General features: G+C 41.7%; 22 protein-coding genes. 8 read left to right on the top strand and 14 right to left on the bottom strand.

What is annotated here, in order from left to right:
* Positions 1–25 precede the first annotated feature (25 nt).
* The 14 genes from J0L60_01795 to J0L60_01730 form a co-directional block, all read right to left on the bottom strand.
* Positions 26–526 (bottom strand): HIT domain-containing protein, encoded by a 501-nt coding sequence (locus tag J0L60_01795; protein ID MBN8544839.1) that lies wholly within the window; start codon positions 524–526, stop codon positions 26–28.
* A gap of 133 nt (positions 527–659) precedes the next feature.
* Positions 660–2,750 (bottom strand): elongation factor G, encoded by a 2,091-nt coding sequence (gene fusA, locus J0L60_01790; protein MBN8544838.1) that lies wholly within the window; start codon positions 2,748–2,750, stop codon positions 660–662.
* Between the two features lie 12 nt (positions 2,751–2,762).
* Positions 2,763–3,149 carry a DUF948 domain-containing protein gene (locus J0L60_01785; protein MBN8544837.1) on the bottom strand — a complete coding sequence of 129 codons (387 nt, stop codon included), beginning with the start codon at positions 3,147–3,149 and terminating at the stop codon, positions 2,763–2,765.
* A 23-nt stretch (positions 3,150–3,172) separates the two neighbouring features.
* Entirely contained in the window at positions 3,173–3,511 is a 339-nt protein-coding gene (locus J0L60_01780; protein MBN8544836.1) for a YtxH domain-containing protein, read from the bottom strand.
* A gap of 242 nt (positions 3,512–3,753) precedes the next feature.
* Positions 3,754–5,007, bottom strand: coding sequence for an isocitrate dehydrogenase (NADP(+)) (gene icd / locus J0L60_01775; GenBank protein MBN8544835.1), 1,254 nt, complete (start codon positions 5,005–5,007; stop codon positions 3,754–3,756).
* Complete coding sequence (locus J0L60_01770) at positions 5,007–5,975, bottom strand: flippase-like domain-containing protein (protein ID MBN8544834.1); 969 nt, start codon at positions 5,973–5,975, stop codon at positions 5,007–5,009. The genes icd and J0L60_01770 overlap by 1 nt, the downstream gene beginning before the upstream one ends.
* On the bottom strand, positions 5,972–6,550 hold the full coding sequence (gene maf, locus J0L60_01765; GenBank protein MBN8544833.1) for a septum formation protein Maf: 579 nt from the start codon (positions 6,548–6,550) through the stop codon (positions 5,972–5,974). The genes J0L60_01770 and maf overlap by 4 nt, the downstream gene beginning before the upstream one ends.
* Positions 6,540–7,811 (bottom strand): SpoIID/LytB domain-containing protein, encoded by a 1,272-nt coding sequence (locus tag J0L60_01760; protein ID MBN8544832.1) that lies wholly within the window; start codon positions 7,809–7,811, stop codon positions 6,540–6,542. Before J0L60_01760 ends, maf begins: the two co-directional genes overlap by 11 nt.
* A gap of 13 nt (positions 7,812–7,824) precedes the next feature.
* Positions 7,825–8,220 (bottom strand): hypothetical protein, encoded by a 396-nt coding sequence (locus J0L60_01755; GenBank protein MBN8544831.1) that lies wholly within the window; start codon positions 8,218–8,220, stop codon positions 7,825–7,827.
* 150 nt (positions 8,221–8,370) lie between these two features.
* A complete protein-coding gene (gene rsgA, locus J0L60_01750) occupies positions 8,371–9,285 on the bottom strand; it encodes a ribosome small subunit-dependent GTPase A (GenBank protein ID MBN8544830.1) in 915 nt (304 codons plus the stop codon).
* Between the two features lie 59 nt (positions 9,286–9,344).
* Positions 9,345–10,760: a hypothetical protein gene (locus J0L60_01745; protein ID MBN8544829.1), complete on the bottom strand. Its 1,416-nt coding sequence runs from the start codon at positions 10,758–10,760 to the stop codon at positions 9,345–9,347.
* On the bottom strand, positions 10,757–11,299 hold the full coding sequence (locus J0L60_01740) for a hypothetical protein (protein ID MBN8544828.1): 543 nt from the start codon (positions 11,297–11,299) through the stop codon (positions 10,757–10,759). The genes J0L60_01745 and J0L60_01740 overlap by 4 nt, the downstream gene beginning before the upstream one ends.
* 11 nt (positions 11,300–11,310) lie before the next feature.
* On the bottom strand, positions 11,311–12,609 hold the full coding sequence (locus J0L60_01735; protein MBN8544827.1) for a hypothetical protein: 1,299 nt from the start codon (positions 12,607–12,609) through the stop codon (positions 11,311–11,313).
* A 202-nt stretch (positions 12,610–12,811) separates the two neighbouring features.
* The gene (locus J0L60_01730; protein MBN8544826.1) at positions 12,812–13,156 is read right to left on the bottom strand and encodes a hypothetical protein; all 345 of its coding nucleotides are present in this window, start codon (positions 13,154–13,156) and stop codon (positions 12,812–12,814) included.
* A 178-nt stretch (positions 13,157–13,334) separates the two neighbouring features.
* Here J0L60_01730 and J0L60_01725 point away from each other — a divergent pair, with 178 nt between their 5' ends.
* The 8 genes from J0L60_01725 to J0L60_01690 all read left to right on the top strand — a co-directional run bounded on the left by J0L60_01725 (position 13,335) and on the right by J0L60_01690 (position 22,946).
* A complete protein-coding gene (locus J0L60_01725) occupies positions 13,335–14,237 on the top strand; it encodes a hypothetical protein (protein MBN8544825.1) in 903 nt (300 codons plus the stop codon).
* 82 nt (positions 14,238–14,319) lie between these two features.
* On the top strand, positions 14,320–16,848 hold the full coding sequence (locus J0L60_01720) for a TonB-dependent receptor (GenBank protein MBN8544824.1): 2,529 nt from the start codon (positions 14,320–14,322) through the stop codon (positions 16,846–16,848).
* 35 nt (positions 16,849–16,883) lie between these two features.
* Positions 16,884–18,074 carry an exodeoxyribonuclease VII large subunit gene (xseA, locus tag J0L60_01715; protein ID MBN8544823.1) on the top strand — a complete coding sequence of 397 codons (1,191 nt, stop codon included), beginning with the start codon at positions 16,884–16,886 and terminating at the stop codon, positions 18,072–18,074.
* Complete coding sequence (gene xseB / locus J0L60_01710; GenBank protein MBN8544822.1) at positions 18,067–18,279, top strand: exodeoxyribonuclease VII small subunit; 213 nt, start codon at positions 18,067–18,069, stop codon at positions 18,277–18,279. Before xseA ends, xseB begins: the two co-directional genes overlap by 8 nt.
* A 39-nt stretch (positions 18,280–18,318) precedes the next feature.
* Complete coding sequence (locus J0L60_01705) at positions 18,319–20,238, top strand: 1-deoxy-D-xylulose-5-phosphate synthase (GenBank protein ID MBN8544821.1); 1,920 nt, start codon at positions 18,319–18,321, stop codon at positions 20,236–20,238.
* Complete coding sequence (locus J0L60_01700; GenBank protein MBN8544820.1) at positions 20,238–21,239, top strand: Gfo/Idh/MocA family oxidoreductase; 1,002 nt, start codon at positions 20,238–20,240, stop codon at positions 21,237–21,239. Before J0L60_01705 ends, J0L60_01700 begins: the two co-directional genes overlap by 1 nt.
* A 2-nt stretch (positions 21,240–21,241) precedes the next feature.
* On the top strand, positions 21,242–21,937 hold the full coding sequence (locus J0L60_01695) for a response regulator transcription factor (GenBank protein ID MBN8544819.1): 696 nt from the start codon (positions 21,242–21,244) through the stop codon (positions 21,935–21,937).
* Between the two features lie 25 nt (positions 21,938–21,962).
* Positions 21,963–22,946, top strand: a complete 984-nt coding sequence (locus tag J0L60_01690) for an ATP-binding protein (protein ID MBN8544818.1) — start codon at positions 21,963–21,965, stop codon at positions 22,944–22,946.
* Position 22,947 lies beyond the last annotated feature (1 nt).

The raw sequence follows: 22,947 nt of genomic DNA, 5'->3' as shown, positions 1-22,947 counted from the left end.
GCTTCCCGTACAACTAAAATAGAGGTTAGATTATCCCAAGTTCTTTCTGAAGTTGAATTTTTGTGGTCAACAAATCCTGAGAAAGCACTTTCACACTTCCAATCACCGGCATAAAATTGGTATCCCCGTTCCATCTTGGTACGACATGAAAATGAATGTGATCCGCAATTCCTGCACCTGACACTTTACCCAAATTGGCTCCAATATTAAATCCTTCTGGATTGCTCGTTGCCCGCAACGCTGCAATCAACCTTTGTATTGTTGTTAATACTTCAGTCATCTCTTCCATCGTCAATTCTGCGATATCGGAAATATGTCTGTAAGGGACCACCATCAAATGCCCATTATTATATGGGTAGAGATTAAGAACTGTAAAAGTCTTTTCTCCTTTATAAACAACCAGTGACTGATCATCATCCAAACTGTCGTTCATCGACCCGCAAAAAACACACCCCTTGATATCACTCTTTTTTTCCTTGAAAGATTCAATATATTGTGAACGCCATGGAGACCACATCTTTTCCATCAATTACCTCATTTGATTTATATTAAAGCACAAAAATAGCGATATTAAAACCATTTTTTACCATTGACCCCCGTGCATAAAAAAAAGGCTGCCCGAATGAACAGCCTCTTCTGAATTACTGTAAGGTTGAAGTTTAATCTTCTTCCTGTCTTGACTTGTTGTACTCTTCGATAATCTTGACTTCCTGTTCTTTCGGAACTTCCTCATAGAAAGAGAATCTCTCTTTATGAGTGCCTCTTCCGGCAGTGATACCACGAAGATCGACTGAATACTTGTAGAGAGACGAAAGTGGCACATTTGCCTTCAGAATCTGGAAATGTCCGTCTGATTCCATACCAAGAATTCTTCCGCGTCTTGAAGTGAAATCGCTCATTACATCACCCATGAACTCTTCGGGCACCTTAACCGTAACTTCGTAAATAGGCTCAAGAAGCACAGGTTTTGCAGCCGCAAAAGCTTTTTTGAAGCACTGCGAGGAAGCGAGTTTGAACGACATTTCATCTGAATCCACATCGTGGAATTTACCGTCAAAAAGTGTCACTTTAACATCGACAACATTGTAACCGGCAATTACGCCTTTTTCCATCTGTTCGATGATACCTTTTTCAACCGCCGGAATGAATCTGCCAGGAACGACACCACCAACGATGGCGTTCACGAATTCAAATCCTTTACCTCTTTCGACCGGTTCCATCTTGAAGAATACATGAGCAAACTGTCCGCGACCACCCGATTGTTTTTTGTGGCGGTAATCGACGCTGTCAACTCTTCCTTTGATAGTTTCTCTGTAAGGGATTCTTGGTTGAACCAGATCCACTTCAACATTGTATCTCTCTTTCAGTCTTTTTACTGCAAAAGTAAGCTGGGTCTGGCCCTGGCCTGTGATGATAGTCTGTCCGATTTCAGGATCGAATCTCACATTGAATGAAGGGTCTTCTTCGTGAAGTGCATGGAGACATGCAGCAATTTTATCTTCATCTCCCTTTGCTTTCGGGATGATGGCTCCTCTGATCGAGGGTTCCTGGAATTCAATCGGTTTAACTTTAACCGAATAATTCTTTGAGCTAAGAGTATTATTTGTATGCGAGTCTTTTAATTTAACTACTGCGCCTATGTCGCCGCATACCAGATTTGGGATTTCTTTTCTGTTGTGACCATTCAGCATGAAAAACTGGTTGAGTCTTTCAGGTTTACCGCTGTTCTGATTGATCAAATCCATTCCGGGCTTTAATGTTCCCGAATAGACTCTGAACAGGGAGAGCTCTCCTACATGCTGCTCGGCTATGATCTTAAAGATAAATAATACCGGTTCACCATCTTTATTGGCGACAATTTCAACTTCCTTGCCATCACCGAGCAAACCTTTTGCTGGTGGCATATCGACCGGTGAAGGGAAGTAATCAACTGCAAAATCAAGAAAATTGTTGATTCCGATGCCTTTTGTTGCTGCTGTAGCAAAAACGGGTACGAGATCACCATTTCTGATTGCTATTTTTAAACCTTTTGTTGCCTCTTCAGGGGTAAGATCCCCGTTCTCGAAATAATTATTCATTAAATCTTCGTCGGCTTCGGCAACTTTTTCTATGAGTATTGTTCTGTACTCCTCCGCCTGAGCTTTCACATCGGCAGGAATATCAATTTCAGTTACTGATTTTGAACCGGGCGCACCATATTTGTACGCTTTCATTTTCAGTACATCAACTACGGTGTCGAACTGCAGTCCTTCCTTTGCCGGGAAAGTAACAACAACAACTCCGTGCGAGAGTCTGTCGTTAGCCTGTTCGACTATTCTTTTAAAGTCTGATCTTTCATGATCTATTTTATTTATAACAACCGCTGCCGGTTTACTGTCTGCTTTCAGATATTCCCAGGCATGTTCAGTCCCTACTTCAACACCTTCCACTGCTTTAACAAAAATAACACCCGTATCGACAACCTTTGCACCTGCAAGCACTTCGCCTTCGAAATCTGATGTGCCCGGCACATCAATGATATTCAATTTTGCATTTTTCCATTCGAGGTGGCAGGCTGACAGAGAGATGGAAATTTTTCTTTCAACTTCATTTGCTGTGTAATCTGAAATTGTATTTCCTTCTTCGATTTTGCCGATACGGGTGGTTTCACCGCCAATAAACAATGCCAGTTCGTTAAAAGTTGTCTTTCCGGCACTGGCATGACCAAAAAGACCGATGTTCCGGAGGACTTCCGGAGTATAATCTTTCACAGATGATCTCCTTTATTTCTTTACAAAAAAAGCTCTGAAGATGGCAGAAATGCCACCTCTCAGAGCCGTTAAATTAGATAATAACTTTTCAACAGGAGACTCAAGGCTTTCCTTGACTTTCTCTTCGAAACCAAAAAGACTTTCCAGTCTCATTTTGACCTGATCCACTATCCAACCCGTTTTATCGAGTTGTTGTTGCACTTCAGTTGAAGTCTGATTCAATGAGTCAGAGAGTGTTTTCACTGAGTCAATCAGAGGTTCCATTCTGTCTTTCATCTGTCCGATATCTTCCTGCATCCGCTGAACGCTGATTGTCAGCTTTTTCAAATAGATGATGAGAGCGATACAGAGAGCCGAAGCACACAAATAAAGGATTACCTGAAAAATCTCCGTTAACATAAGCTAATCTTTCAAATTAATTGTTAGGCGTGTTCAGTTTCCTGTTCTGCTGCAGGTTTTTCCTTTGCACCTCTCATGAGTTTTTCAGCATCGGATTTTATTTCCTCTGCTTTTTTCTTTGCATCTTCAATGATCTGCTGACCTTTTTTCTTGCCTTCGTTGAGCACTTCCTGTGCTTTTTCTTTGGCTTTTACCAACTGGTTTTCAGCTTCTTTTTTGAAGTCATCCGCCTTGTCTTGAATATCCTTGCGGAGTTCTTTGCCACTCTTGGGAGCGAAAAGCAGAGCTAATGAAGCGCCTACCAATCCACCGGCCAATAAGCCCAAAAGTAATCCTTTGCTTAGATCTTTGTCACTTGACATTGCTACCTCCAATTTTTTTATGGGTTTACAACAATTTTTTAATTGTAATATAATATACTTCCATTTTGAAATAAAATCAAAGACAATCTTTGATGTTCCTTAAAAATAAAAATATATAATACTGTCAAAAATAATAGTTATTAAGATACCGTCAAATAAAAAAAGGAGACCGAAGCCTCCTTTTTGAAAAAATAGTATGATTAATGGATTTCAGGGTTCGGATGGAACCTCGAATCCGGAAATCAGCCCATGTTTTTTACTATTTCGTTTGCGAATTCGCTCGTCTTCACTTCCCTTGCACCTTCCATCAGTCTTGCGAAGTCGTAAGTAACCACTTTGCTCGAAATGGTTTTCTGAAGCGCTGATTCAATAAGTCTGGCAACTTCTGTCCAGCCAAGATAATCAAACATCATCACACCGGAAAGGATAACCGAACCGGGATTGATTTTATCGAGATTTGCATATTTTGGTGCTGTACCGTGTGTTGCTTCAAACAAACCGATTGAGTAGCTGAGATTTGCACCCGGAGCTATTCCAAGCCCGCCAACCTGTGCAGCTGCAGCATCTGAAAGGTAATCACCGTTAAGGTTTGGAGTAGCTACCACATCATACTCATCAGGTCTCAAAAGCACCTGCTGGAACATGCTGTCTGCTATTCTGTCTTTAATAAGCAGTTTGCCTTCGGGTATCTTACCACCGTATGTCGACCATACTTCATCTTCTGTTACGGTCACATTTCCGAACTCTTCCTTGGCAACCTCATAACCCCACTCTTTAAATGAGCCTTCGGTAAATTTCATTATATTACCTTTGTGCACGAGGGTTACGCTTTTTCTGTTATGATCAAGTGCGTATTCAATAGCTTTCTTTATTAATCTTTTCGAGCCAAAAGCCGACATTGGTTTAACACCAATTCCTGATTCGGGACGAATATTTTTTCCGAACTTTTTATTAATAAGTTCGATTATCTCATTCGCTTCAGGCGAACCTGCTTTGAATTCGACTCCGGCATACACATCCTCTGTGTTCTCTCTAAAAAGAACGATATCGAGCTTTTCAGGTGTTTTTACAGGGCTTGGGGTCCCTGTGTAATATTTGACAGGACGAACACAAGCAAAAAGATCGAGTCGTTGTCTTAGAGTAACATTCAGGCTTCTTATTCCGCCACCTACAGGAGTAGTGAGAGGTCCTTTGATAGCAACGAGATACTCTTCAATCGCCTGAAGTGTCTCCTCAGGAAGCCATTCGTTTTCACCATAAACTGCGAGTGATTTTTCACCTGCAAATATTTCAGCCCAGGCAACTTTTTTCTTTCCGCCATATGCTTTTTCCACAGCTGCGTCAAATACTGTCTGTGATGCTTTCCAAATATCCGGACCCGTACCATCACCTTCAATATATAACAACACCGGATTATCGGGCACTACAAGTTTCCCTTTATCAACCGTAATTTTTTCACCAAAAGCGGGAACTTTAATGTGTTTGTAGTTTCCCATTAGCTGACCTCCTTCTCATTAAGTTTGTTTAAATCGATTTTCCCTGAGCGCCTCTGAAAAAAGCCAAATGCAACCAGTCCAACGATCACTGCAAACCAGAGTGTTGCAACTCTGATCAGTATCGTTGAAGATACGGCTATGGCCTCAGACTTCCCAAGGGACTGAATGAACAGTGTAAAAAGTGCATCCGCAGCTCCAAGCCCCCCCGGCAGAAACGACAAGGCTCCTGCAACAGTTGCGAATGAATAATAAAATGATGCTCTAAATAAAGAGACATCAACAGAAAAATCTTCCAAAATCAAAAAATACGCATAACATTCGAAAAACCATGACACTAAACTGAATATCGTCATTAGGAAAATCGGCTTGGGTTTTAACAAAATATACGCACTCTCATACAACTCATGCAGGTGCGGAATAATTTTCTTCAGAAAACCGATTTTCCCCAGTAAATCTATCATCCCCAGAGAAAGCTTACGGCTTGAGATCACCACAATCATAATAATGAAAGCAATGATCGCTCCGATGGCGAACACCCTCCCGTAATTGAAGCTCATCGCCCCCACCAAAGCGATAATCATAAGTGCAGTCATATCAGTTACTCTCTCAGCGAAGATGACCGGAGCAGTCCTGCTGACGGCAACTCCCGTTCTTTCTTTCAGGAGAAAAGATTTCAACACTTCTCCCATCTTCCCGGGAGTAACACTTAAAACAAATCCGCTAAGAAAAATGAGGAATGACTCCCCTGCCCCGATTTTCACCCCTATCAGGCCGAGGTAATAGTGCCATTTGATGAAGCGGAAAAGGTAATTTGCAAAAACCAGTAAAAGAATTACAGGAATGAGGTACAGACTGAATCCCGATAGTGCCTTTAACACCTTATCGAGATCGGCATAAATCGAAAAACCCAAATATATGATCACCGATGCGATTATGGAAATGATGATCTTTTGCTTGTAGTTTTTCAATTCAAAACTTTCTTCAGTGCCTTGTAAACGGCATTCGTAGGAAGACCCATGACATTATAGTAACACCCCGAGATACTCTCCATAAAAATGGAACCGTAGCCATCCTGTACACCGTACCCGCCTGCTTTGTCGAAAGAACTTCCAGTAGCTACATAACCATCTATTTCTTCTTCGGTAAGATGAGTGAACCTTACTTTGGTTTCTACAGAAGAATCGATCCTTTTTCCGTTTCTTGTATTGACCACAGAGAATCCCGTAACAACCGTATGTTCATTTCCACTTAGCATTCCAAGCATCTTTTTTGCTTCATTGGCATCTGCGGGTTTTCCGAGTATTTCATCGTCCAACACCACTATTGTATCTGCAGTAACAACAATACCCTGGATGCCCCGGGAAAGTGCATCATCCATTTTCCTTTTTGCGAGAAGTGTCGCCACTTCCTTTTTGGGAATTGCTGGATCAAAAGATTCATCGGTATCAAGGGAAATAAATTCCAGTTTACGGACTATCTGACCGAGGAGAAAACGCCTTCTTGGGGAAGCGGATGCCAAAACCACTTCAATATCAATTATCATAAGCTTGAGTTATTTCAGTTCCCGGAAAATAGTGTTGTAGAATTTCAGTAAATGGGGTTTTGCTCCGGCTTTGATTTAATGCTCCCCATTGGCACATGCCAACACCGTGACCATTACCTTTGCCTGTAAAGACTATTTTGCTGAGAATCCCGTCCTTTTCGCTCATTTCAATAGTAAAATTGGAACTTCTAAGAATTGAATTATCTTTTTTACTCTTAATGACATCCCTGATTTTTGAACCGGGGATTGAAAATGGTTTTTGATCTCTTATATAAACAACAAGACTTTTTGCCCGTCCCGATCGATGGCGCTCTTTTATCTCAAGTCCCTCGAGAACAAGGTTTTTTGACTTAATAAGTTGAGCATCAAACAGATACCTGATAATTTCAAATGGAGTGTATGACTCTGTCCAACGGAATGAGGGGGATTTTTCGCAATATGGCGGATCTCCATCGGGAATCCCTTTCAGATAAGGGAGATCAACAGGGCCAAAGACATTTGCAATATCCTCAGTATGCCCGCCGCAGTTGGCATGATAAAATACAAGTGCAGGTTTTTTATTATAGGTCAGGATTAAGCCTTCAGTCTCCCTCACAGCCCGGCTGTCAATACCTGTTTCGACATCCAAACCACCATAAGCCTGATCTTTAACTCCATCAGTTACATCAAAAAAAGCTCTCTTCTCGACGATACGATTCAAGGCAAAGGTTCGTCCGGCAACTGCAGCACACTTCAGAGCTTCGAAAAAATGATTGTCCTTCAACCCAATCTCAAGAGGAACCACCCCAAGGAGGTAATCTTCAAGATCGAGATAGTTGACCACAAAAGTTTTTGATCCCTGAGCCAAAAACCAGAGCTCACCCCTGTAAGTTTTTTTATGGAAATTGATAAATTCCTGCTTGTTAGCGGGTTTCAGTTTTATAAACTGAGCAGAAATCACACCCGAAGGTAATGTTATATTTACAACTCCTCTTGCTGAATTGACAACAATTTTTTCACCGTCACCTATAGCTCCTTTTTTTTCTTCACCGATAAGAAATTCTGCATCAATGTCCAGTTTGAAAGAAAATTCCTTAACCTCTTCATCTATCAAGACGCGAATGTTTTGCCTTAATTTTGATGTGGTGCTATTGTTGTTTTGTTCGGGAACCTTGCCCGATGAACTCCGCACAGTGGTTGAACAGGATGAGAATAGAAATGGAAAAACTAAAAGGAGGTAAAAGAAAATTCTTTGTGGTGAATTGAGAGGAAGAGGAACCAATTTAGCGTTTATTCTAACGGAACATTGCCTTTATACTGCCCCAGGTCTTTTTGAAACCTGAAACTGAATGACTGACCGACACTTCTTTTGAATAGGAAGCAGAATTATCTCTGTCATTAATTCTAAGCCGGTAAACATATATAACATCGGTGGTTTTGTATGCACCTTCGTCATAATAGACATAGTAGGAGTTGTTACCTTTGGGTCTTACAGTGGTAACTTCTGTGAAGGGAGTATTGTGAGTTCTTCTCTCAATGGTAAACTCTCTGAGATTGCTTTCAGAGGTGGTTTTCCATTCAACCTTCACTTTCCCGTCTTCACTCTTTGCGTAGAAAAAGTCGAGAAAAGCGCCGGCTACAAGGGTGCCGATCGAAAAAAGGAGTGCGAGAAAAATTACTTTTACTTTCATACATGCAATATAAGGGGTTTACAACAAAAATCAAAGAGAAAAAGAAATATTTTTTTGTCCTGTGTGACGGGGAGTACCTCGGTACTTCGGAACTTCAGAGGTTCAGTATCTGCAAAGTTCAAAGGTTCCGAAGCTCTGAGGTTCTGAACTTCAATATACCATATCCTCTTCAATGTTATCCAAAAGCCGGAGATAACTGTCGTATCTCTCGGGAGATATCTCTTCCCTTTCGACAGCTTCGATTACTCCACAGCCGGGTTCATGCAGATGAGTGCAGGGTTTGTATTTACATTTTTGGAGATGATCAGCAAATTCGATGAAATAATGGCTTAAATCATCTTTTTGAATACCGAAGGGGGCGATTTCTCTAATTCCTGGAGTATCGATAAGAAAAGTATCATTGTCAATTCTGTTCATATTAACAATAACTGTGGTGTGTTTTCCCCTTTGCGAGAAGGCACTTACATCCCCGGTAGCAAGATTGAGTTCGGGGAAAAGTGCATTTATCAGAGACGACTTGCCAACACCTGAGTGTCCCCAAAACAGACTCTTCTTTCCCGTGAATCCTTTTCTTAATTCAGCAATACCCTCACCTGTCAGAGCAGAGACAGCGTATAATTCATAACCCAATCCGGTATAAAGGTCGGCCCAGAGTTCGGGTTCCTCGGGAATCTCGACAAGATCCAGTTTGTTAAACACAACTACCGGATGGATATTTGAACTTTCGGCAATCACAAGAAACCGGTCGAGAGCTTTGTTATTGAATGGCGGCACACCAAATGAGCAGATGATAAAAATCTGATCTATGTTGGCTGCAATTACCTGTTCGAGGCGTTCTCCCCTGAGGGTTGAGCCTTTGATTTTGGGTGCTTTTCTTGAAATGTAATTTTTTCTGGAATCAACGGCAAAAATCACGCCTGAAGTGTCATCTATCTGGTCAAATTCAACATAATCTCCAACAACTGCAATGTCGGTAAGCAGGAGTTTGTCTTTTTTCATACGGAGGTCATGCTTGAACCTGCCTCGAAGAACACACCTGATAACCCGGTTTTCCTTTTCGGGCATCACCCAGTGGCTTTGGCCCTCTATCCGGATAAGTAAACCCTTAATAGGAGACTCCGGATTTAGAAACGGAAAGAAACACCAAAAACTGCATTGTGATAGGTTATATCCTGAAGAGTTCTTGACTGGTTAAACCCGTAGTTTTCACCGAAATCTTTCCACCAGCCATACATGTAAGCCACATCAAAAGACAATTCACCGTCGAGAAGATAACCAAGACCAAAAGTCAGGAATTTTCTGTCATATTCTGACGGATCCTCTTTATAAGGCGATTTCAAAGTGAAATATCCGGCCCTTACCCGTGCATCAATGAAGGGAATGGTGTATTCAGCCCCAAAATTGTAATTGAGTACTGCCCTTAAAGTTGCCTGCACATCTTTATTCAGACCGCTAACAAATGAATTTCCAAGTCCTGAAATATCCCTGAACTTTGTCTGAGAGTAATCCATAAATGACGCCTGTCCGGAAATAATCAGTCCTCTGAAATTGAATGAAACTCCTCCCGTAAACTTAAACGGTTTCGAAATCTCATATTCAACATCACTTGCATAATCAGCCGGGTCAACTGAAACTACCCTGCCCGTGCCCCACGATGAGGAAGCTTCGACACCATATTTTTCCTTGATGGTGTAGGTCGTAGGCATTTCAACGGTCATTCCTACTCTTGCCAGGTCCCTGACCTGATAAAGCATACCTAATTTTATGTCGTAGAAACTGACATCCCAGTTCAGAATTGTTTTGTAGTCAAATGCTCTGAACTGTTTGGTGAAGGTATTTCCGGGAGCCAATTCATTACCTTCATAAACTCCATTGATATCACTTTCCCTTAGATCAAAATTGTTTTCATAATCTCCGCGTCCAATACCTATGGTTACACCGAGAAAGAGATTTTTATAGGCTTCATAGGCTGCGGAGAAATTCCAGATTCCGGTTGATCCTGTCTGTAACCGCGTCCCTGACTGATTGAGTCTTCCGTTGATTTTCGTGACCGAATTATCATCTGTAAGATACAACTCAAAAGGAATATTGGAATAACTGTTCAGATCCTGAATCATGGAATTGCTGCCACCGTTGAAACCATTGAAAGCCAGCTTACCCGAAAAGTCATGTACGTTATTGTAGGAAGTGCCGAGCACAAGACTTCCTCTCAATGTGGGAACAGGGATAAGAATCGAGAAATTATCCAGAAGTGCTGCAGAATTGTTCACACTGTTCTGATTGCCGAAAAATGTGGTATTATTCCCTGTGCTTGAGTATTTGAATCCTGTTCCAAGTTCGAACCTTCTGACTAATGCAATTCCGGCAGGATTGGAATTCATGCCCAATCCGTCATCGCTCATCGCTACGAATGCATTGCCCATACCTATCGATCTTGCTCCCGATCCAAATCCGGGCATTACAAGCCTTACTGCATCATTCACAGTTTGAGAATAAATGAAACCCGTCGTAAAGAGAAATAATATCATCAATTTTTTCATTTTCTTCCGCCTCCTGAATTCGTACGCCCTGAACTGTTCTTATTATCACCGGAATTCCCGCTTCTGCTTCCACTGTCATCACTGTTGGATGATTTTGTTGCAGGTGCAGTTGAATTCGTGGTAGTGGGGGTCGTTGAACCCGAATTTCCGCCAGAACTTCCTGAACCACTTCTTGTGGTAGTAGCTCCTGAATATTCACCCGATGAATTCCTTCCACCATCACGGTTTCTAAGATTCGTCTTTTCCTTGTCTCTTTTTCTTGTAACCACGGACTCGGTCTCCGTACCATCTGAAGAACCGCTTGAACCTACTGTTACGGGGGTTATGGAGTACCACCATGGCAGACTGTGGTAGCTTGAATATCCACCAAAATAATTTCCTGAATAGTAGGACTGCACATAATCTTCTTCATCATAGTCTCTTTCTATCTCGGTTATCTCCTCTTCAGAGAGACTTTGTCCACTGTCAACTATTGTATAACAACCGCTCAAAATGAGGGGAGAAAAGAGCAACAGGAACATCAAAATCAAATTTTTCATTTTATACCTCGTTATCTGGAACCTGACCGTCTGCTGCTGCCTGAGCTCGAACCTGAATTTGAACGGGACGAACCTGATGAATGACCACTGCTACCTGATGAGGAAGAGGGTGACCTGTAAGTTCCGCTGCTCGAACCGCCGTCATTTCTGCCGGAACCTCTGCTGCTGCTTCTGCCTGAACTTCCCGAACCGCTTGAATTACCGTCATTCCTTGATGGTGATCTATAGGTTTTTCCCGAACTTCCCGATCCACTTGAGTTACCGTCATTTCTGGACGGGGATTTGTATGTTTTTCCGGAACTGTTGTTATCACCATCATTTCTTGAAGGTCGTTTTGTTTCTCTTCCGGTACTTCCTGAATTGTCATTTTTCTTGGTTTCACGGGTTGATTTTCTGCTACCGGAGTTATTGTTACCCTTTTTCTCGCCGTCTGTACGGTTATCTTTTCTGCGAGTTACAGTTGTAGATTCGCCGTCATTTCTGTCGGTTGATCTTTTTTCAATCTTTTTGGTATCGTTTCCTGTGCCATCGGTTCTGTCGCCTGAACGGACATCCCGTTTTGTGACTTCCCTGCCGGAATTTCTTTTAACTACCGGTTCTTCATCCCTATTCCAGGTATCAAATCCGCCCCGTTTGCGTTCAGTTTTTACTTCATCATCTGTACTTCCTGAACCGGTTCGTGAACCATCATTTCTTACACCGGAGCGTTTCGCAACCTGATCATTGCCTCCTGTAATACCGGGAGTTCTCGCACCTGATCCGTCACCTCCTGAACCTCTCGATCCTCTGCCTCCATCTCTGCCACGAATCGAACTGATATCTCTGTCACGATATTTGTATTTCGAGAAACCATCGTTGTAACCATAATATCCGCCATAATGATGTCCGTAGCCGTAGTTCCATCCATAGTAGTAAGGATAGGGGTCATACCAGTAGTACCACGGATGGTAAACCCATCTTGGATAGTATATGTAAGGATTGTAATACCATGCCCAGAAAGGATCATAGCAAAAATTATCCCAGACATAGCCGTAGCCGTAACCAATGTTGACGGAAACTACCGGACGGGTCCAGTAATCATCCTGTTCCACATATTTATATCTCTTGATGGTTATATTATAGTCCGTATCATTTTCATTCGCGGAGACGATGGTAGTATCAGCAATATCAGAGACTGAATCATCAGACTCTCTTTGCACTACCTCAACCTCTACCTCTTTGGTTTCGGGTCGCTGCACTTCAAACTGGGTGTAGCATCCCGTAGCCCAAATGGCGAACAATAAAACTGGTAAAAAAATCGTGGTTTTCATGACGGCTCCTTTTTTTTAATGATTCAGCAAATATCGTGCCTGATCATTTGTGCCTTGTTTCTTCTAAATTCAAACATAATCAAATAGTACATTGTTCAATAAAACAAACAACTGTTTAATTTATTGAACAAATTACAATTATCCAATAGTTTAATATATTAATTGGATTTCCAATAAAAAGGGTAAAAAGGGGTTGGAAGTGCTAATTTGCCATCAAAATGTCGATTTTTCCCGACATTTCTTCGAAATCAAATGGCTTGTAAAGAATCGCGTTTACATAGCTGCGAATCTGGGATTCCAGCGACAAAATATTCCTCGTGAATACATATGTCATTATGATGGGCATGGGTTGTATATTCTTGATGAGATTTTCAATCTTCTCATTAGGCTGGCAGTCGATAATAAGCATGTCGAAGTCTGAACTCTTCAGAAATCTTTCGATTTGATCAAAATCATTGGTCGTGGTAACTGCGTACTTCTTCTCAAAGTACATCAGCACACTGGCACAAAAACTAAGATCCGGTGAATAAAAAAGTATGTTTTTCATTTTCTTCATGCTTGTTGCTTTTTATTAAGCGAATTTTATGCCAAACTCTTTGATATATTAATTTTTAAAGATTTTTTGCGTTTTTATACAGATTTTGGGTAATTTGCCCGGGAAATAATTCTCTTTTTCGGTAATACTTTTACTCAATTCTCAATTTTGAAAATCTAACTGATACAAAATGAAAACTATGAAGCTGATATCCATTTTTGTTTTACTCCTGCTTGCAACAAATTTTGCGCAGGAAAACCCTGATACTTCGTCTGTAATTGATGAACAGGATTCTCTTGCTGCCGGGACTGATTCAAATTTTGTATTTGCTGAGGATTCCGTCGGAGTTTATGTCATAGAGTCATATGTAAGAGAGGAAGAGAAAAATGAAATCGTTATCTATTTCTTCACAACCTCACCCGCAAAAGCATCAGTCGTTTTTGAGGGGAAACAACGATTTGTTGTATCTGACACTCTCGGTGAAAGTTTTCGATTTACCACTGATGTTTCAAATGTGAAGGCCTCTTCCCAATTGTTAAAGGTAATAATTTATGTTGAGGATGCCTTGGGAAACAAGAGTTCAAGTGAGGAATTTGAAATAAAGTTGCCTTTCGAACCTCAGATTGAGGGAACATGGCTTGGCTATCTTACTGATTGTACATTGGGTGGACTTGCTTTTCTTGTCCCTTCGGTTGGTACCTCCCTTTTCAAAAATGAGAACAGATTTTCGTTTTTTAAGGAAATCCCCGTTGTAGTTTTTCAAAGCGAGATTTCAGAACTGCCATGGATGGCGTTCTCTTTGGAATATGCTCACACTCCTGATATCGACTTCAGAAATCGGTTTTTCGCAGGCGTAAAATTCCCCTTTGATGTTCCGATAATTAAATACGCAGCTCCGGGAATAAGCTATACAACCAATTTTCTTGGTGTGAACGGCATTTCTCCTGAAATATCCTTAGGATTTTTCGAGATTTTCAGAGTGATTAATTTCAACCTAAAAGCGAGATACAACTATTTCCCATCCGCTGAAGGCTTGAATCATTTTGACATCAACATAGGTCTCACCTCCTACTTTCTGACTTTCTCATTCTAAATTAAAAGAAAGAGGGCAACTTTGGAATTTATGTTATCAGTCATGTGTTATAACATATGATGTGTATCATAACCGAGGAACCATGTTTAAGAAATTTGCTTTCATATATTTTATATCTGTTGTTTCACTTTTAGCTCAATCAGGAAGTGTAAAAGGCGTAGTCTCAAGTCAGGGAGAACCTCTCCCGGGAGTAACTGTAAAAATCAAAGATACCAGACTTGGTGCAGTTACAGATCTTGATGGTTATTATGAAATAAAAAACATTCCCGCCGGAAAAAAGACTATCTCTTTTACATATATTGGCTTTTCAATGGTTGAAAAGAGCATTCTGATAGAAGCTGGTAAAACGCTCACTGCCAATATTTCCCTCTCTGAAACAAATATTCTTCTCGATGAGGTTGTCATTTCAGAGAAATCACGGGATGCTTCCGACACCGAAACGAGTGTAATAGAACTTGAACCCGAACAGGCTAAAGTACTCCCGGGTGCCGGTGAAGATGTTCTAAGAACGCTACAGGCTCTCCCAGGAATTGTAGCCCCAAATGATTTTTCCTCCCAACTCGTTGTAAGAGGTTCAGGTCCCGACCAGAATCTAATAATAATGGACAATGTCGAGGTTTTCAATCCCTACAGGCTTTACGGATTCATAAGCATGTTCAACCCCGATGCAGTTTCAGATATTACTCTTATTACCGGCGGTTTTCCGACAAATTACGGTGACAGACTTTCCGCAGTCCTCGAAGTATCCAACAGAGAGGGTTCTACCAAGAAAGGAATCACCGGAAGTTTAAACGCTTCCATCACCAACGCAAATCTGGTACTCGAAGGAAAAAATCCCTTTAACATTAAAGGGAGCTGGTTGATAAACAGCAGAAGAACTTATTATGATTTGATTCTTGAACCGTTCGCAAAAAGTGCCGGACTTATCGAGGACGACTCGGCTTTCCCCAATTTTTATGATGTGCAGGCAAAATTCACCTTCGGTCCCTTCGATGGTCATAAAATCAAACTTTTCGGAATCTACTCCGCTGATGGTGTAAACATTGTCTCCGGTAAGGACAGGGTTTCACCGGACAGCATTTCCGTTAACAATGTGACGCGAAATGATGTTATAGGCTTGACCTGGGATTATGCACCGAACTCAGACCTTTTTATTCAGTCAACCCTTTCCTGGTATAAAAACAGCGGCGATGCCGGGTTTGACTCGGAAGTGCTTGATCCCTCACTAAACAGAGAAAGCTTTAAAGGATTCGATTCTGATACCTTAAGCCCCTATCTCCTGAATTTTAAGTTTAAGTCTGAATTTATTTTCGAAAAATACTCCTGGGACTCAAAACTCAATCTCCTTTGGGGAAACAATAATCTTCTCGAAACCGGATTTGGGCTCGACCGCCTAACAACCACACTGGCATTTGATTTTGAATTTGACCCCCAGCTCCGTGCATTGTTTTCTGCAAATCCAAATTTTCGTTCCTCAATTGACGATCTGAACGACACGAAAACCTATTTCCGCTACAGGGCATATCTCCAAAACAGATTTAATCTTTGGGACAGGTTTTACATAAGTGCAGGACTAAGATTCGATAATTATCAGATTCTTGAAAAATCATACATCGCCCCAAGAATATCAGCTTCCTGGGCATACGATGACCTTACGACCATAAGAGCTTCATGGGGTATATTCTACCAGTCTCCCGGATATGAAAAACTTCAGGATGCAGGTGTCCTCTACGATTTTTCCCGCCAAAACACTGAGACACTTGAAGCATCAAAAGCTATTCATTATATCCTGGGTGTAGAAAGATGGCTTTCCTTCGAATGGAACCTGAAAGTGGAAGCTTACTACAAGGATTTTCGTGATCTTGTGGTTCCAAAAATAGTTACCGGTACCCGCTTCTACACTGAACGGATTCCCGGACAGGACCCCAACTCGAGTTCCGGTTGGACAAGACCGGTAAGAGTCCAATCAGATTCACTCACCCAGATTCCGGTAAATGATTCCTACGGTGAATCATACGGACTGGAAGTAATGCTGGCGAAGAAGAATCTTGACAGAAATTCAAAGATAAGTGGCTGGATATCATATTCCTTTGCAGTAGCTGATCGATTCGAGAGAAATTTTACAGTTCCATTCAGATTTGACCAGCGACATACAATAAACATTGTGCTCGATTACCAGTTTGCCAAATCCTGGAATCTGGGTGTCAGATGGCAATATGGTTCAGGATTTCCTCTAACCACACCCGAGGGAGTTGCGCCCAGAGTCATATTTATGGATACTGATGGCGATCGTCAACTCGACTCCCCCATCCTCGCTGTCAGAAGGAGCGCCAACGGAAGTTTCTCGGAAGTAATCTATGATGTGGCGTTCGAAGACAGAAACCGGTTCAACTCGAGAAAACCGGAATATCACAGGCTCGATGTACGAGTAACTGCTCTCGCCCGGTTCTGGGGTCTCGACTGGAGTTTTTATCTCGATGTTATAAATGTATACAACAAATCGAACATTATCGGCTATAATTATTATGTAACGGAGGATAAAAAACTGGGTGTCAGACCGACCTCCATGTTTCCAATTCTTCCCACTCTGGGTTTTAGCATAAAGTTTTAATTTCGTATTATTATAGTTTCATTTTTTAAATATTTATGCAACTCCCGCAATACAAATCTGTATCAAAACTGACGCTCGAAATCAAGGCGACCCTGGAGATGGGTTTCCGTTATGAGACGATAATTGGTGAAATATCCAACTTCAAATCTCATTCATCGGGGCACTGGTATTTCACACTGAAAGATTCAGATGCTTCCATCTCCTGTTCCATGTGGAGCGGTAACAACAGAAAGCTTGGATTTACTCCGAAAGATGGAATGCAGGTAATTTGCAGCGGACCGGTAACGGTTTATGCACCCAGGGGAAGTTATCAGCTCGATGTTCAGACGATGAAAAATGTCGGAGTCGGGGACCTTCAGGTTGCATTCGAATTTCTTAAGGAAAAGCTTGGAAAAGAGGGACTTTTTGATGCCTCACGGAAGAAGCCAATTAGCTCGTTTCCTTCCAAAATCGGAGTTGTTACCTCCTCCACCGGTGCTGCGTGGCAGGATATAATAGCGGTCGCCCACAGAAGATTTCCGATGGTCGAGCTTGTTCTCGCCCCGGCCAGGGTACAGGGTGAAGGTGCCGCTGAAAGCATTGCCGGAGCAATCGACGATCTTAATAAAATGGATGATATCGATGTAATGATTGTCGGCAGAGGTGGAGGCAGCCTGGAAGATCTCTGGGCTTTTAACGAAGAAGCAACAGCCCGAGCAATCGCCCGCTCCCGGATTCCTGTGATTTCTGCTGTCGGTCATGAAGTTGATTTCACAATTTCAGATTTTGTAGCCGACTTGAGAGCAGCCACTCCCACGGCAGCAATGGAGCTCGTTACCCCCGATTCAAATGAGGTTTTTTCAGCCATAAAGAACCTCGCACAAATAATTGAAAACAGAACTCTGGCCAATTTTAAATCAAAACAGGATCGGGTTTTCAGGTTTGTTGAATCTCCGGTGATGTCTGCTCCTCTGAACCTTATCAAATTTAACAGCCAACGACTCGATTTTGCCATGATGCAAATCGACAATAACATAAATAATCTCGTAAAGGATTTTAAGAACAGAGTAAATTCAGCATTGCTCCACTTGAAATCCAATGATCACAAACGAATTCTTAAAAAGGGATTTGTCTATGTTACACAGGATGGAAGATTTGTAAAACTTTCCACGGCGCTCGACAAAGAAAAATCTTTCGACTTGAACTTTTTTGACGGAAAAATTCTTATTAAAGGTAAAGATGAGTAACAATACCAGCGAAGTGTCGCAATTTAAAATAAAACTCGAGAGGATTGAGCAAATATCCTCGCTGTTAGAGGATCCTGATCTGGACCTTGAACAGGCTATAAAACTTTACGAAGAAGGGATGAAACTTTCTCAGGAATGTCTCTCTTCGCTCAAACAGGCTGAACTTAAAATCACGGAATTGAAAAATTCCTTTAAATCAAATTAATGATCACCAATGTTTTAATCTATTTTTTGGAGAATAAGAATGGTTGATATGAACAACTACCCCGCTCTTTCGAAGGTAAATGTTCCTGCTGATTTCAGAGACTTTTCCATCCCTGAACTGCGGCAACTCTGTACCGATGTCAGACAATATATGGTAGATGTTATTTCTGTAGTCGGTGGTCATTTCGGTGGCGGACTCGGAGCAGTAGAACTTACCGTCGCGATGCACAAAGTTTTCAATACACCCGAAGATCAAATTGTTTGGGATACAGGTCATCAGGCATATCCGCATAAAATTCTGACCGGTAGAAAAGAACTGCTCCCCACGATCAGACAGTTGAACGGGCTTTCGGGGTTCCTGAAAAGAAATGAAAGCGAATATGATGCCTTCGGTGCCGGTCATGCTTCAACCTCCATTTCCGCTGCACTCGGTATTGCTGAAGCAAACAAGTATATGAATACAAACCGGAAAGTGATTGCGGTCATCGGCGATGGCGCAATGACAGGTGGCATGGCTTATGAAGCGATGAACAATGCCGGTATGCTCCATTCGAATCTCATTGTCGTGCTGAACGATAATAATATGTCAATAGCACAAAATGTCTGGCAGTTTTCCAACTATTTTACATCAATTATTACAAGTCCTGATTACAACAAATTTAAAGGTTATGTTTGGGATCTAACAGGCAAAATGGACAACTTTGGAGACAGACTGAGAAAAGTCGTCGGCAGAGTAGAAGGAGGTATCAAATCGATAGTGACTCCCGGTATGCTGTTCGAAGCGCTGGGTTTCAGATATTTCGGACCTGTAAACGGTCATAATGTTCATCAGCTTGTCAAGGTTTTTGAGGCCGCCAGGAATTTAACCGGACCCATCCTTATTCACGCTAATACGGAAAAAGGCAAAGGTTACGCCCCCGCTGAAAAACATGTACAAAGGCTTCATGCTTCCACTCCTTTTGACAAGGTTACAGGGGTTGCATATAAGAAAGAGGGTGCGCCCCCTGCCTACACTACGATCTTCGGGGAAGCTCTCGTTGAACTTGTAAAGGAAAACCCTAAGATTGTGGGAGTTACGGCTGCCATGCCCGACGGAACAGGTCTTAACATTCTGCAAAAATGTTGTCCGGAAAACTATTATGATGTGGGTATTGCGGAGGAACACGGAGTTACATTTGCTGCCGGTTTGGCAACACAAGGTGTGATTCCTGTTGTCGCCATCTACTCAACATTCATTCAAAGAGCAATCGATCAAATAATTCATGACATTGCACTTCAAAAACTGCATGTAGTATTTGTGCTCGACAGAGCAGGACTTGTTGGTGCGGATGGTCCGACTCACCATGGTACACTCGATCTTACATTCCTGAGAATGATTCCACATCTGGTATTAATGGCTCCGAAAGATGAAAATGAATTGAGAAACATGCTTTATACCGCCACAAAACTAAAGGGTGGTCCCGTTGCAATAAGATACCCAAGAGGAAATGCTCTCGGTGTGCCCCTAAGCGATGAGTTTGTTGAGTATGAGGTCGGTAAAGCCGAGGTGATGGAAGAAGGAAATGATGTTGCTATTCTCGCTGTTGGTTCAATGGTAGATTATGCCGTCAAAACTCTTCCCAAACTCGAAGCTGCCGGCATTTCTGCAAAACTTGTTAACATGCGATTCATTAAGCCCCTCGATGAGAAACTTCTTGATGAAATTTCGGGTACCCACAAAAAAATCGTCACGCTCGAAGAAAATACAATCGTGGGTGGTTTCGGTTCTGCGGTTGCGGAATACTTTGTTGACAAGGGGTATAAAAATGATATCCTGCGTATCGGACTCCCGGATAAATTTGTTGATCACGGTACCCAGGCAGAGCTTCACAGGATTCTCGAAATCGACCCCGAAGGTATCCTGAAAAGAATCACTGATTTTGTTGAAATAGATAATCATATAAACAAGGTTTTAGTCTGATGTCAAAAATCAAATTCGGCATAATCGGGCTGGGCGGCATCTCCCAATTGATACACCTCCCCGACCTCTACCGAAACAAAGAGGTTGAGATTACAGCCATTGCTGATATTAACAAAAACGCACTCCATGAAGTTGCGTCAAAATTCAAAGTGAGCCATGCGTTTACTGATTACCATAAAATGCTGGAGCAGGTCGAGATTGACGCAGTGATCGTTGCAACACCAACAAAATCACACATGCAAATCGCTCTCGATTGTCTCAATGCCGGTAAACACATACTTGTTGAGAAACCCCTTGCCAGAACCATTGACGAAGCACAAAAAATTGCCGATACCGCCAAGGAAAAGGGGCTGATTGCTATGGTGGGAATGAACATGAGATACAGGCCGGATATCATGCTCTTAAAGGGTATCATAAATTCAGGAGACCTTGGCGATCCTTTCTTTGTAAAGTGCTCCTGGTTCAAGTCCCAGTCAAGTTCATCAAAATGGTTCACTAAAAAAGATGAATCAGGAGGCGGAGTAATTTTTGACCTTGGTATTGTTTTACTTGATGTTGCGTTATGGTTCCTAAATTTTCCCGAGATACTTTCGGTTTCGACCCATAATTTTTTCATCAATACAAAAAATGTTGAGGATTCCTCTGTTAGTATGATAAGAGCCAAGTCAAACTCGATGATTTACCTTGAATCATCCTGGGCGATTGCTTCACAAAAGAATACTTTCGATCTGGAAATCTACTGTACCAAAGGAAATGCCCTCATTAATCCACTTAGGATTATAAAAAACATTGACGGTCAGGATGTCGAATTGAAACCGATGTTGAATGACAACAGGAAAACCCATCTGGAAAAATCTTATCAAAATGAACTGAATCATTTCATTGGTGCTATTAAAGGACTTAACCCTGTGCTCTCCTCTGCTGAGGATTCGGTAGCCCGGTTGAAAATTATCCAAAATATGTACTTGTCAGCATCCACCAGAAAAGAGGTCTTGGTTTAACAATGGCTACTAAAATACTCATCATTGAAGACGAAAAAGATATTATCGAGTTTATCAAGTACAATTTGGAAGAGGATGGATTCGAAGTAATTTCTGCAACCGATGGTGAAGAGGGCCTGAAGATGATGAGTCACGACCCTGATCTCGTTTTGCTTGATATAATGATGCCTAAACTTGACGGGTACGAAGTGTGCCGTAAGATAAGAGCGAACAAAGCTACTGAAAAAACTCCCGTTATCTTCCTTACTGCCAAATCAAGTGAGTTTGATGAGATAAAAGGTCTGGAACTTGGTGCCAATGATTACATTACAAAACCAATTTCTCCTTCCAAACTTGTCGCGAGAATTAAAGCAACTTTAAGAAACTCCATCCGGGCAGAATTCAGTTTTGAAGATGCTGCCAACCTGATAAAATACGGGCCGATTGAGATTGATCGCGATAAGTACATTGTGGTAGTTGATTCCGAGGAAAAGATTTTTCCGAGGAAAGAATTTGAACTTCTTTTTTTCCTGTTGAACAGCCCCGGTATCGTCCACAGCAGATCTGCTCTGCTGAAATATGTCTGGGGTTCGGATGTTTATGTGGTTGAAAGAACTGTTGATGTCCATGTTAGAAAAATAAGGGAAAAACTGGGTGCATTCCAGGATCTCATAGAGACTGTCAAGGGTGTCGGATACCGGTTCAAAGAACTTGATTAACAGCATCCGTGCTGCGTCACGATACATGAAGGAATTGCTCTATTCACTGGGCATATTTCTTTTGTTGTCGTTGTGTTTGTTCCTTTTCGAACTTGATTCAATCTTCATGCTCCTCCCGGGACTGGTTTCGTTTGCTTTCTTCTTTTATTATATTGGTAAAAAAAGGCAATCTGATTTGTCCAATATAAAGCAAACTCTGAACCTGATTGCTTCCAAGGAGATAGACCTTACTGCCGAACTTGTTTTGAACGAAGGTCTGGAGGATATTCAGCTTGAAATGAATGAGATGGTTAAAAAGATTCAGTCCGATTTTATCTATCTCAAAAAACTTGAACAAATGAGGAAAGAGTTTCTGGGAAATGTCTCCCATGAATTGAAAACACCCATTTTCGCGATCAGTGGATACATAGAAACACTCTTAAACGGGGCTATTGCAGATCCAAAAGTAAATATGCATTTCCTGAGAAAAGCTTACGAGCACACGGGAAATCTGAGCAACCTCCTGAACGATTTGATCGACATCTCTTTGATTGAATCAGGTCAGATGAAGATGAGTTTCAGGTATTTTAACCTGAAGAACTCGCTTGATGAGTTGTTGGACGAGTTTGAACCAACCATCGAAAATGATAATATTGAGCTACTCCTTCATCCCGTCAGAAAGGGTTTACAAGTTTACAGTGACAAAGCGAGATTCCGTCAGGTAATGGTCAACTTGCTTCAGAATGCTGTAAAATATACAAACGAAGGCAAAGTTGAAATAATTGTTGAAGAAGAGGACAGCGATTGTATCATCAAGGTCAAAGATTCCGGGGTCGGCATTCATTCCGAGGATCTTTCCAGGATATTTGAAAGATTTTATCGCGTAGATAAGGCAAGATCGAGAGATGTCGGCGGAACGGGACTGGGGCTCGCGATAGTTAAGCATATTCTCGAAGCACATGATTCAAAAATCGAAGTTGAAAGCAGATTTGGCGAAGGCTCCACTTTTTACTTCAGACTTAAAAAATAGA

The organism is Ignavibacteria bacterium (assembly GCA_017302895.1).
Classification (GTDB): Bacteria; Bacteroidota; Ignavibacteria; order Ignavibacteriales; family Ignavibacteriaceae; genus UTCHB3.
The sequence above is the reverse complement of the archived record's forward strand: the minus strand, read 5'-3'. Positions and strand labels throughout refer to the sequence as shown.